Raw genomic sequence first — 12,545 nt, forward strand, 5'->3', positions numbered from 1 at the left:
CGGGCACGGCACTGCCCGTCGGAGGCGCGCCCTCCGCAGGAGCTCGGGGACGAGACCGTTGGCGCCGAGGCCGGCCGGGGTCCGGAAGTGACCGCCCCGGGGCCCGGGACCGGCGGCCCCGGGCCCCGGCCTCGGCAACCCCCGACGACGCCCGCACCAGCACCGCCCACCCGGTCACGACGCGGTCACGATCTCCGTCCTGACGCCGGACGCGCTCTTGCCGCCCTCACCCCCCTGGCGTACACCAGAGCCCACGGGACAGCGCCGGACGTTCGACGAGGAACGAAGAACGGGGCAGTGATGCGCACGAGCAGCACCATGCGGACACGCAGGACCGTCAGGAAAGTCACGAACAGGGCCGCGAACAGGGCCGCGAACAGGACCGTGAACAAGGCCGCGAAGAGGTCCACCCGGGCCGCCGCCGCCCTCGCCGCGGGAGCCCTCGCACTCTCGCTCACCGCGTGCGGCGGCGACGACGACAACGGCAGCGACGACAAGGGCGGCCAGGGCGACGGCGCCAAGCAGCCGGCCGCCACCGTCACCCTGCCCAGGCTGGACGGGGAGAGCCTGGAGGTCGCCGCCGTCTGGACCGGCGCCGAGCAGGAGAACTTCACCAAGGTCCTCGAGGAGTTCGAGAAGCGCACCGGCGCCGAGGTGACCTTCGTGCCCGCCCAGGACCCGATCATCAACTTCCTCGGCTCGAAGATCGCGGGCGGCGCCCCGCCGGACGTGGCGATGCTCCCGCAGCCCGGCGCCATCAAGCAGGCCGTGGAGAAGAGCTGGGCCAAGCCGCTGGGCGCGGAGGCCACCAAGGAGCTGAAGGAGAACTACTCGCAGGGCTGGCAGGACATCGGCAAGGTCGCCGGCAAGCAGTTCGGCGTCTACTACAAGGCCGCCAACAAGTCCCTGATCTGGTACAACGCGCAGGTCTTCGAGAACGCGGGCGCCGCCGAGCCGGGGACCTGGGACGAGCTGCTCACCGCCGCCCAGACGGTCTACGACTCGGGCGTCACGCCGTTCTCCGTCGGCGGCGCGGAAGGCTGGACCCTCACCGACTGGTTCGAGAACGTCTACCTCTCCCAGGCCGGACCGGAGAAGTACGACCAGCTCGCCAGGCACGAGATCAAGTGGACGGACCCCTCCGTGAAGGAGGCCCTGACCACCCTCGCCGAGATCTGGGGCAAGAAGGACTACGTGGCGGGCGGCGCGGCCGGCGCGCTGCAGACCGACTTCCCGGCCTCGGTGACGCAGACCTTCACCGGCGGCGACCAGCCCAAGGCCGGCATGGTCTACGAGGGCGACTTCGTACAGGTCAACATCGGCGGGACGGACGCGAAGGTCGGCACGGACGCGAAGGTGTTCCCGTTCCCGGCGGTCGGCGACACCGCGCCGGTGGTCTCGGGCGGCGACGCGGCGGTGATCCTGGAGGACTCGAAGGCGTCGCAGGCGCTGGTCACCTGGCTGGCCTCCCCGGACGCGGCGGCGATCCACGCGAAGCTCGGCGGCTACCTCTCGCCCAACAAGAGCTTCGACACGTCGGCGTACCCGAACGAGGTGCAGAAGAAGATCGCCGAGGCGCTGATCGCGGCCGGCGACGACTTCCGCTTCGACATGTCGGACCAGGCCCCGCAGGCCTTCGGCGGCACGCCGGGCAAGGGCGAGTGGAAGGCGCTGCAGGACTTCCTGAAGAACCCGAAGGACATCGCGGGCGCGCAGCAGCGGCTGGAGGCGGACGCGGCCGCCGCCTACGGGAACTGACGCGATGGCGTCGGCCACGGCGGCAGGAGCCCCTCGAGGAGCCTCACCGGCCCCTGCCGCCCCCAAGTCGCGCAAGAGCGTGACCGGCACCCGCAAGACCGTGGCGGCCCTGTTCCTGCTGCCCGCCCTGGTGCTGCTCGGCGCGCTCGTGGTCTACCCGATCGGGTACTCGCTGATCCGCAGTTTCTACGACCAGTCCGGCGACTCCTTCGCCGGATTCGACAACTACCAGGCGCTGTTCACCGACGACGGCATCCGCACCGCCCTGAAGAACAACATCATCTGGGTGGTGTTCGCGCCGACGGTCGCCACCGCGCTCGGTCTGATCTTCGCGGTGCTGACCGAGCGGATCCGCTGGGGCACGGCGTTCAAGCTGGTCGTCTTCATGCCGATGGCGATCTCGATGCTGGCGGCCGGCATCATCTTCCGCCTGGTGTACGACCAGGACCCGGACAAGGGCGTCGCGAACGCGGTGTGGGTCGGGGTGCACGACACGTTCGCCGAGTCGTCGGCGTTCCCGAAGGCGCACCCGGGCCGCGAGTCGCCGCTGGAACCGGCCGGCGGGGGCGCGTTCATCACCAAGGAGCCGGTGAGCGCGGGCGGGACCGTCGTCCTCCCCCTCGTCGGCGTCGCCCCGGACCTGATGCCGGACGGCGCGGACAACGCCGTGCGCGCGCAGCCCGAGGACGGGAGGATCACCGGCACCACCTGGCAGGACTTCACCCGCGGCAAGGGCGTCGGGACACTCAACGGCGTCGACGCGGCCGAGCTGGGCTACGCCGGGATGAGGATCGAGGCGGTGAAGGACGGCAAGGTCGTCGCCAGGACCACGGCGGCCGGCGACGGCACCTTCACGCTCCCGGCCGCGGCCGACGGAGCGCGGCTCAGGCTCCCCGCCGGCAACTTCGAGGAGCCGTACAACGGCCTGAGCTGGCTCGGCCCCTCCCTCGTCACCCCGGCCGTCATCGGGTCGTACGTGTGGATGTGGGCGGGCTTCGCGATGGTGCTGATCGCGGCCGGGCTGGCCGGTGTCCCGCGCGAACTCCTCGAAGCCGCCCGGGTCGACGGTGCCAACGAGTGGCAGGTCTTCAGACGGGTTACGGTCCCGCTCCTGGCGCCGGTCCTCGCGGTCGTCGTGGTCACCCTGATGATCAACGTGCTGAAGGTCTTCGACCTGGTCTTCATCATCGCCCCCGGCTCCTCCCAGGACGACGCGAACGTGCTCGCCCTGGAGCTGTACCGCAAGGGCTTCGCCTCGGACCAGCCGGGCATCGCCAGCGCCATCGCGGTGTTCCTGCTGCTCCTCGTGATCCCGGTGATGTGGTTCAACGTACGGCGGCTGCGGCGGGAGGTGCGGCGATGACCACGGACGCGGGCTCCCTCACGAAGACGGTGCCGACGCCACCCGGCACGGCCCTCAAGGCGAAGCGGTCGCTGGGGTCGCGGCTCGCCGAGGGCGTCAGCGGCGGACTGGTCCGGGTGTTCCTGATCGTCGTGGGCCTGTTCTGGCTGGTCCCGACCATCGGCCTGCTGCTGTCCTCGCTGCGCACGCCCCGGGACATGGCGGCGAGCGGCTGGTGGGAGGTCTTCACCAAGCCGTCCCAGCTCACCTTCCAGAGCTACGAGGAACTGCTCGAGAACGGCGACATCACCTCCTCCCTCCTCAACACCGCGCTGATCACGGTCCCGGCGACGGTCCTGGTCGTGGTCATCGGTTCGCTGGCGGCTTACGCCTTCGCGTGGATGGACTTCCCGGGCCGCGACTGGTGGTTCCTGGCCGTGGTGGGGCTGCTCGTGGTGCCCGTCCAGGTCGCGCTGATCCCGATCGCCGAACTCTTCGGCAAGATCGGCCTGTTCGGTTCGGTCCTCGGCGTGATCCTGTTCCACGTCGGCTTCGGCCTGCCCTTCGCGGTGTTCCTGCTGCGGAACTTCTTCGCGGAGATCCCGAGAGAGCTGCTGGAGGCGGCCCGGCTGGACGGCGCGGGTGAACTGCGGCTGTTCGTGCGGGTCGTGATGCCTCTGGGCGGGCCCGCGATCGCGAGCCTCGGCATCTTCCAGTTCCTGTGGGTGTGGAACGACATGCTGGTCGCGCTGATCTTCTCGGACTCCGGGAGCCAGCCGATCACGGTCGCCCTGCAGTCGCAGGTACGGCAGTTCGGCAACAACATCGACGTACTGGCACCGGGGGCGTTCATCTCCATGGTGGTTCCGCTGGCCGTGTTCTTCGCGTTCCAGCGGCAGTTCGTCTCCGGCGTCATGGCGGGCGCCGTCAAGTAGCCGCCGCGACAGCACCCTTGAGGGGCGGGCCGGACACCGGTCCGCCCCTTCCCGCGTACGGGTGCCCGCCGCGCGCGCGGGGTCCCCCGAATGCCGCAGGGAACGTAACCAAGTCACTCCGGCGGCCGTTCCCGGGCCGAACGCCCGCGCCGACCCCGCCGACCCATGGATGTCCCCGTGCCCAGGTTCAGTGTCATCGTTCCCGCGTACCAGGTTCAGGCGTATCTGCACGCGTGCCTGGAGTCGGTGCTGTCCCAGTCGTACCCGGACCTCGAACTGATCGTCGTCGACGACTGCTCACCGGACGCCTGCGGTGCGATCGCGGACGAGTTCGCGGCCCTCGACCCGCGCGTACGCGCCGTGCACCTGCCCGGGAACCAGGGCCTCGGACCCGCCCGCAACGCCGGCATGGAGCGGGCCGGCGGCGACTACCTGGTCTTCCTCGACGGCGACGACACCCTCACCCCCCACGCGCTGCGGGCCGTCGCCGACCGGATCAAGGAGACCGGGGAACCGGACGTCCTGGTCTACGACTACGCGCGTACCCACTGGTCGGGCGAGGCGGTCCGCAACCAGGCCGCCGCGCACCTCACCGAGGAGGGCCCGGCGCCGTTCCGGCTCACCGACCGGCCGGGGCTGCTGCGGCTGCTGATGGTGGCCTGGAACAAGACGGTGCGGCGGGAGTTCGCCGAGCGCGCGGGCCTCACCTTCCCGCCCGGCTACTACGAGGACACCCCGTGGACGTACCCGGTGCTGATGACGGCCCGGTCCATCGCCACCCTGGACCGGGTCTGCGTCCACTACCGGCAGCGCCGGCGGGGCAGCATCCTGGGCACGCCGAGCGAACGGCACCTCGACGTCTTCGCGCAGTACGACCGCGTCTTCGCGTTCCTGGAGTCGGACCCGGAGCTGGCCCGCTGGCGGCCGGTGCTGTTCCGCCGCATGGCCGACCACCTGACGACGGTGTTCACCCGCCCCGACCGCCTCCCGCGCTCCCTGCGCGGCGAGTTCCTGCGCCGGGCCCGCGTCCACTGCCGCCGCTACCGGGTCCCCGGCGCCCCCGCCCCGCTGCCGGTGCGCCTGCGCCACGCGCTGCTCCGGCTCGGCCTGCGCCGCACCTACGAGGCCCTGCGGCTGGCGTCGGCCCTGCGCCACCGGACGGTGAAGGGCACCGCCAGGCTGCTGCGCACCACGCGTGGCATCACCCTCCGCCTGCACTACCGCGTCCAGCGCCGCCTCCCGCTGCGCGCCGACCGTGCCGTCTTCGCCGGTGACGGGGACCGGGGGTACGGCTGCAACCCGGGCGCGCTGGAGGAGGCGTTCCGCAGCTTCGCGCCGCACGTGCGCACGGCGTGGGCCGCCGACCCCGCGCACCACCACACGATCCCGCCCGGCACGCGCCGCCTGGTCCCCGGCACGGCCGCCTACTGGACGGCGCTGGCCCGCTCCCGGTACCTGGTGCACCACACCGGTTTCGACGCCGGCCTGGTCAAGCGCCGGGGCCAGGTGCTGATCCAGACGCAGACCGGGACGCCCCTCAAGCGCATGGGCCTGGACCTTCAGGAACGCCCGGCCGCCGCGGCCGGCACCGACTTCGCCCGACTGCTGCGCGACGTCGACTCCTGGGACTACGTCGTCTCCGCCAACCGCCACTCCACCCTGACCTGGGAACGCGTCCACCCCGGCGGGTACCGCACCCTGGAGTACGGCCAGCCCCGCACCGACGTCCTCCAGCGGGCGACGGCCGCGGACGTGGCGCGGCTGCGCGAGACCCTCGGCATCCCCGCGGGCACGGTCGCGATCCTGTACGCGCCCACCCACCGCGACTACCGCCGCGCCCAGCGCGCCGCCCTGGACCTGGAGCGCGTCGTCACCCGTCTCGGCCCCCGCTTCATGGTGCTGGCCCGCGCCCACCCCCGCCACGGCGGCCCGCTCGCCGAGTCCGGCGGTCGTGTCCTCGACGTCAGTGACCACCCGAGCGTGGAGTCGCTCTGCCTGGCCTCGGACGCCCTCGTCACCGACTACTCGGCACTGATGTTCGACTACGCGGGTCTGGACCGGCCGATCGTGATCCACGCCGACGAGCCGGAGGCGTACGAGGCGACCCACGGCACCTACTTCGACCTGCGCTCCTTCCCGCCGGGCGCGATCGCACGGGACGAGGACGAGCTGATCGGCGTCTTCGCCGACGGCCACTGGTGCGGAATCCGGTCCGACCGGCTCAGGGCCGCCTTCCGCGAGCGGTTCTGCCCGTACGACGACGGCCGCGCCGCGGAGCGCGTCGTACGCCGGGTGGTGCTCGGGGAGACGGACCTGCCGCCCGTCGTGCCGCTCGCCGAGCGCCGGCCGGCACCCTCCTTCCCCGCTCCAGGCCTCGCCCGGGCGGGAGGACCCCCGTCCGCGGCTCTCATCCCCACCCCGCTGGCCACCGTGCCGAAACCCGCTGGGCTCCGCACCGTCACCGACAGCCTCTGATCGCCGTTTGTCCTCTGGGAGTTCGCATGCCCCGCAACTCGTCGCGTCCCACTCCGACCCGGCCGCCCACCTGGCGGCCGACCGGACGGCCGGGCCGCCGGACGGCAGGAGCGGCGGGGGGTGGCTTCGGCCGGACCGGCGGCTCCCGTCCGGCGGGGGGCTTCCGCCGGACGGAGGACTTCCGCCGGACGGACGGCTCCCGTGCGACCAGGAGAACGAGAGAAAGAGCAGTATGCCCCGCTTCAGCATCATCGTCCCGTCCCATGGGGTCGCGGGGCGGCTGTCCCAGGCGCTGGACTCGGTCCTCGCCCAGTCCTTCGGCGACTTCGAGCTGATCCCCGTCCGCGACACCCCGGACCGCGCCGAGGGGGACGTCGTGGAGGAACGCGCCGCGCGGGACTCCCGGGTGGCCCCCGTGCACTCGCCGCCGTCGGCCGGGCTCGCCGGAGCGCGCAACACCGGGATGCGGGCGGCGACCGGCGCCTACCTGCTGTTCCTCGACGGCGACGACGTCCTCGCCCCGGGCGCGCTGGCGGCGCTGGACGCGCGGCTGGCGGACACCGGCGGCGTCGACGTGCTGTACGTCGAACACGAGCGCGTCCCCTGGTGGGAGGGCGAGGCGACCAATCCGGCCGCCCCCCTGCTGGCCAAGGCCCCGGACGGTGTCTTCGCCCCCGGCCACGCCCCGCATCTCACCGGCGTGCTGCTGCCCGCGTGGAGCGCGGTCTACCGCCGCACCTTCCTCACCGAACGCCGGCTGGCCTTCCCCGACGGGCACTTCACGGACGTCGGCTTCGGGGCCCTGGTCGCGGCACGCGCCGAACGCGTGGCCGTGCTGCGTTCCGTGGTCGTACGGCATCTGGTGCGGCGGCAGGGCAACCGGCTGCACCTGCCCGGCGAACACCACGCCGACCTCCTCGACCAGGCCGAACTGGCACTCGCGCACGCCGCCGAGCGGGGGCTGCCGGCCGAGCGGCGCGGTCCGCTGTTCGAGCAGCTCTTCGCCGCGATCCTGAAGACCGCCACGCACCCCCGGCGTCTGACACGCCAGGGCCGCCGCGTCTTCTTCCGCCGGGCGAGCCACCTCTACCGGCGGCACCGCCCCGCCGGTTTCCGGCCCCCGGGCGGCCGGCTCGGCGTGCAGCACCGGCTGCTGGCGTCCGGATCGTACGCCGCCTTCCGCGTGCTGCGCGCCGCGAACCGGGCGGCGACCGGGGTCCTGCGTCGCCTGCCGCGCCCGCACGGACTGCGCACCCGCCTGCGCTACCGCCGCCGGCTGCGCCGCCCGCTGGACGCCGGTCTCGTCGTGTACTGCGCCTACTGGGGCCGCGGCTACGCCTGCAACCCGGCGGCGATCCACGCCAAGGCCCGCGAACTCGCCCCGCACCTGCGGTCGGTGTTCCTGGTCGAGCCGGACCAGGCGCACACGGTCCCCGAGGACGTCGACCACGCCGTCATCGGCAGCGCGCGCTACTGGGAGGTGCTCGCCCGCGCCAAGTACCTGGTCAACAACGCCAACTTCGCCGACGAGGTCGTCAAACGCCCCGGCAGCGTGCACCTGCAGACGCAGCACGGCACCCCGCTGAAGACGATGGGCGTCGACCAGTCGACGTATCCCGTGGTGGCCGCGGCCAGCGGCAGCTTCACCAAGCTGCTGGGCCGCGTGGACCGCTGGGACTACAACCTGTCCTCCAACCGCCACTCCACCCAGATGTGGGAGCGCGCCTTCCCCGGCTCCTACGAGCACCTGGAGTACGGCTATCCGCGCAACGACGTCTTCTGCACGGCGACCGCCGAGGACGTCGCCCGCGTCCGGCGCGAGCTGGGCGTACCCGAGGGGGCGACGGCCGTGCTGTACGCGCCCACGCACCGGGACTACGAGGCCGGCTTCGGCGCCGGCGGCCTGGACCTGGAGGCGTTCTGCGAGGCGGCCGGCGAGGACGTGGTGGTGCTGCTGCGCGCCCACTACTTCTACGACCGGGGCGGCGCGCGGAGCACCGGCCGGATCATCGACGTCACCGCGCACCGCTCCTCCGAGGACGTGTGCCTGGCCGCCGACGCGCTGGTCACCGACTACTCGTCGATCATGTTCGACTACGCCAACCTGGACCGGCCGATCGTCGTGTACGCCGACGACTGGGACGTCTACCGGGAGACCCGCGGCGTCTACTTCGACCTGCTGGCGGCGCCGCCCGGCCCGGTGGCGCGGACGCCCGATGAACTGGCCCGCGTCTTTCGCGACGGCTCGTACGCGGGGCCGGAGTCGGCGGCGCTGCGGGCGGCCTTCCGGGAGCGGTTCTGCGAGTTCGACGACGGCCGGGCCGCCGAACGCGTCGTACGCCGGGTGCTGCTCGGCGAGCCGCCCGAGGCGCTGCCGCCCGTGATCCCGCTCGCCGAGCGCGTCCCCGCCCCCGCCGCCGCCACCTTCGCAAGGAGCTGATTCCGCAGTGCCCCGCTTCAGCGTCATCATCCCCTGCTTCAAGGTGCAGGGCTTCCTGCGCGAGTGCCTCGACTCGGTTCTGGACCAGTCCTACCGGGACATCGAGGTCGTCGCCGTCGACGACTGCTCGCCGGACGGCTCGGGCGCGATCCTCGACGAGTACGCCGCCCGCGACGAGCGGGTGCGCGTGCTGCACCTGGAGGAGAACGTGGGCCTCGGCCGGGCCCGCAACGCCGGGCTGCCGCACGCCACCGGCGACTACCTCTTCTTCCTGGACAGCGACGACACGCTCACCCCGGGCGCCCTGCGCGCGATGGCCGACCGGCTCGCGGAGACGGCCGACCCGGACGTCCTGGTCTTCGACTACGCGCGCACCTACTGGTGGGGCGGCACCCGGCGCAACGTGCTGGCCGGGGTGCTGGCCCAGGCCGGCGACGGCACCTTCACCGCCGCCGAGCACCCCGCGATCCTCGACCTGCTGATGGTGGTGTGGAACAAGGTCTACCGGCGCGACTTCGTGGAGCGGGAGGGCTTCACCTTCCCACCGGGCTACTACGAGGACACGCCCTGGACGTTCCCCGTCATGTTCAGCGCCGGGCGGATCGCCACACTGGACCGCGTCTGCCTCAACTACCGGCAGCGCCGCCAGGGCAACATCCTGTCCACCACCAGCCGCAAGCACTTCGACGTGCACGCGCAGTACGAGCGGGTCTTCGCGTTCCTCGACGCCCGTCCGGAGCTGGCCCGGTGGCGGCCGTTCCTGCACGCCAAGATGGGTGAGCACTGCCTGGACATCCTGTCCAAGCCGGACCGGCTGCCCCGGTCGGACAGGGCCGAGTTCTTCCGCCGCACCGCCGAGATGTTCCGCGCGTACCGGCCGGAGGGCGCCGAGGTCCCGGCCGAGCTGCAGGTGCTGAACGGCGGGGCCCTCGGGTATTCGGCCTACCTGTTGCGGCGGCAGTCCGGGCGGGCCGGCCGGGAGCTGGAGCGGCGGGCACGGCAGGCGCGCGGGGTGGCCGCCGGGCGTGCGGGGCGGCTGCGGACCGTGGTGAACACCCGCCGCGCGCTCGACCCCGACCTCGTCGTCTACTCGGCGTTCTCCCACCGGGGCGTGCTCGGCGACCCCGCGGCGATCCACCGCAGGGCCCGCGAGATCGCCCCGCACCTGCGCGGCGTGTGGGTGGTGCGCGACGAGGAGTGCGCGGCGGACCCGGCCGTGCTGCCGCCGGACACGGAGCACGTGGTCCTCGGCAGCGCGGCCTACCACCGGGTGACCGAGCGGGCCACGTTCTTCGTCAACAACGTCAACTGGCCGGGCGCCGTGGCCAAGCGCCCCGGCAGCGTCCACATCCACACCCACCAGGGCACCCCGCTCAAGTACATGGGCGCCGACCTGCTGGACCGGCCCGGCGCCCGGCACGGGCTGGACGTGCCGCAGATGCTGCGCCGGGCCGACCGCTGGGACCACAGCCTGGTCGCGAGCCGGTACGCGGAGCGGGTGTGGCAGCGGGCGTACCCGTGCCACTTCGCGTCCGTGCGCACCGGCAGCCCGCGCAACGACGTGCTGGTGGGCGCCGGCCCGGAGGACGGCCGCGCGGTCCGTGAGCGGCTCGGCGTCCCGGACGGCCACACCGTCGTGCTGTACGCGCCGACCCGGCGTGAGTACCGGCGGGGCGGGCACGTCGACCGGATCGACCTGGCCCGTCTCGCCTCCGACCTCGGCGACGGCCACACCCTGGTGGTCCGGCTGCACCCGTCCCTCGCCACCGGGCCGGCGCGCGGCATGGGCCTGACCGAGCTGCACCGGCGGGGTGTCCTGGTCGACGCGACCGACGAGCCGCACGTCGAGGACCTGATGCTCGCCTCCGACCTGCTGATCACCGACTACTCCGCCCTGATGTTCGACTACGTGCTCCTGGACCGGCCGATCGTCATCCACGCCGACGACTGGGGCGCCTACGCCGCGAGCCGCGGCGCCTACTTCGACATCACCGCCGAGGCGCCGGGTCACGTCTCCCGCTCCTACCGGGAGCTGGCGTGGCTGCTGGCCTCCGAGGCGTGGCGGGACGAGGAGGCGGCACGACTGCGGTCCGCGTTCCGGGCGCGGTTTTGCGAGTACGACGACGGGCGGGCCGCCGAGCGGGTGGTCCGGACGCTGATGCTGGGCGAGGCGATGCCCGGCCCCGGGTTCCGGGGCATCCCCGGGGCCCGCACCGTCCCGGCCGGACACGATGCGCTGACCTCATCGTGAGGCCGCGCACCTGGGTGCTGGTCCTGGCCGCGGCGTTCGCCCTGCTCCAGCTCGCGAACGTCACCGGCCGGGACACGCCCGACACCAAGAACTACCTGTCGTACGCCCTGAGCCTCGGCGGCGGCAGCGAGCGCGAGGTGGCGACGGCCACGATCGACTACGTGTGCGCGAGCCGGGCGTCGACGGCCCGCCGGGACCAGAGCGTGCACGTGGTCCGCTTCCACCGCCCCGACCCCACCGAACCGGTCATGGCCGAGTGCCGGGAGCGGGAGTGGCGGGCGGTGGAGCCGCGGCTGGCTGCCGGGCCGGCCGGCGGGCACACCGTGCCGTTCATGCCGGAGCGCTTCATGCGGATCTTCGAGGCGCGGCCGGGTTACCCGGTGTTCCTGGTCCCGTTCGTCATGGCCTTCGGGGTGACGTGGGGCCTGTGGGCGGCGAGCGTCGTCATCGTGTGCGCGGGCGGCGTCCTCGTCTTCCTGATCCTGCGCACGCTGTCCGCGGGGGTACCGCTCGCGCTGGCCGGGCAGGCGCTGTACTACGTGCTGCCGTGCGGGACGACGGCCATGCGCCCGATGGCGGAGGGGCTGCTGATGACGCTGACCCTGGCGGCGGTGTGGGGCTGCGCGCTGGTGCTGCGGGCGGGGCGCGCGCGGGCCGGGCTCGCCCTGGTCGCCGGTTCGCTGCTCGCGCTGTTCACGGTCAAGCACTCGCAGGCGCTGTTCCTCGGGCTGTGCCTGGCGGCGGCGGGCGGGTTGATCGCCCTGCGACGGCACCGGCGGGGCCGGCCGCCGGGCCGGTACGTGCCGGCGCTCGCGGCGGTCGGCCTGGCCGGCGTCGTCGTCACGCTGGCCCTGGCGCGGCTGCTGCACTACCCCTCCGAGACCGACAGCCTGCAGGACCTGCTCACCGACCACTTCGCCCGGCCCGACCGGGAGCGGCCGTGGGCGGAGTTCTGGCAGCTGCAGGGCAACTTCTGGGTGGAGTGGCTGCGCCGGCAGGCGCGGGAGCCGCTGTTCGTCGCGGCCCTGGCCGCCGGGGCGTGGGGCGCGCTGCGGCGCGGGGGCGCGGCCGGCGGTTTCCTGGTCGCGGCGGCGTTCACCGGGATCCTCACCCAGGCCGGGCATCCGGACATCAACATCTGGGGCGAGCGGCTGATCGTGCTGGCGTGGCTGCTGCCGGTGGTGGGGGTGCCGCTGCTGCTGGAGCCGGTGGTGCGGGGCCGGGTGGCGCTGCCCGCGCAGGGGCATGCCGACCGGGCTCGGGCGGTCGGCTGAACACCGCCCCGGGCGACCCGCTGAACACCATCCCCGGCGCCCCGCTGAACACCACCCCGGGCGTCACTCG

The 12,545-nt window shown here is 73.3% G+C and carries 7 protein-coding genes; all 7 read left to right on the forward strand.

Annotation, left to right across the window (positions count from 1 at the left end; all coding sequences use genetic code 11):
* Positions 1-300: 300 nt before the first annotated feature.
* The 7 genes from ACH4F2_RS27750 (at position 301) to ACH4F2_RS27780 (ending at position 12,475) form a co-directional block, all read left to right on the forward strand.
* The gene (locus ACH4F2_RS27750) at positions 301-1,758 is read left to right on the forward strand and encodes an ABC transporter substrate-binding protein (protein ID WP_398135475.1); all 1,458 of its coding nucleotides are present in this window, start codon (positions 301-303) and stop codon (positions 1,756-1,758) included.
* A 4-nt stretch (positions 1,759-1,762) separates the two neighbouring features.
* Entirely contained in the window at positions 1,763-3,121 is a 1,359-nt protein-coding gene (locus tag ACH4F2_RS27755) for a carbohydrate ABC transporter permease (protein ID WP_398135476.1), read from the forward strand.
* Positions 3,118-4,035 carry a carbohydrate ABC transporter permease gene (locus tag ACH4F2_RS27760; protein WP_398135477.1) on the forward strand — a complete coding sequence of 306 codons (918 nt, stop codon included), beginning with the start codon at positions 3,118-3,120 and terminating at the stop codon, positions 4,033-4,035. The genes ACH4F2_RS27755 and ACH4F2_RS27760 overlap by 4 nt, the downstream gene beginning before the upstream one ends.
* Before the next feature lie 177 nt (positions 4,036-4,212).
* Positions 4,213-6,510 (forward strand): CDP-glycerol glycerophosphotransferase family protein, encoded by a 2,298-nt coding sequence (locus ACH4F2_RS27765; protein ID WP_398135478.1) that lies wholly within the window; start codon positions 4,213-4,215, stop codon positions 6,508-6,510.
* 232 nt (positions 6,511-6,742) lie between these two features.
* Positions 6,743-8,950 carry a CDP-glycerol glycerophosphotransferase family protein gene (locus tag ACH4F2_RS27770; RefSeq protein WP_398135479.1) on the forward strand — a complete coding sequence of 736 codons (2,208 nt, stop codon included), beginning with the start codon at positions 6,743-6,745 and terminating at the stop codon, positions 8,948-8,950.
* Positions 8,951-8,957: 7 nt separating this feature from the next.
* Entirely contained in the window at positions 8,958-11,201 is a 2,244-nt protein-coding gene (locus ACH4F2_RS27775; RefSeq protein ID WP_398135480.1) for a CDP-glycerol glycerophosphotransferase family protein, read from the forward strand.
* The gene (locus ACH4F2_RS27780; protein WP_398135481.1) at positions 11,198-12,475 is read left to right on the forward strand and encodes a hypothetical protein; all 1,278 of its coding nucleotides are present in this window, start codon (positions 11,198-11,200) and stop codon (positions 12,473-12,475) included. Before ACH4F2_RS27775 ends, ACH4F2_RS27780 begins: the two co-directional genes overlap by 4 nt.
* Positions 12,476-12,545: the final 70 nt, after the last annotated feature.

Source organism: Streptomyces sp. NPDC017890, assembly GCF_044328675.1.
In the GTDB taxonomy this organism is placed as follows: domain Bacteria; phylum Actinomycetota; class Actinomycetes; order Streptomycetales; family Streptomycetaceae; genus Streptomyces.

Coding starts and splice junctions, on each gene's coding strand:
- ACH4F2_RS27750 (WP_398135475.1), top strand. CDS start 301: ATGCGCACGAGCAGCACCATGCGGACACGCAGGACCGTCAGGAAAGTC.
- ACH4F2_RS27755 (WP_398135476.1), top strand. CDS start 1,763: ATGGCGTCGGCCACGGCGGCAGGAGCCCCTCGAGGAGCCTCACCGGCC.
- ACH4F2_RS27760 (WP_398135477.1), top strand. CDS start 3,118: ATGACCACGGACGCGGGCTCCCTCACGAAGACGGTGCCGACGCCACCC.
- ACH4F2_RS27770 (WP_398135479.1), top strand. CDS start 6,743: ATGCCCCGCTTCAGCATCATCGTCCCGTCCCATGGGGTCGCGGGGCGG.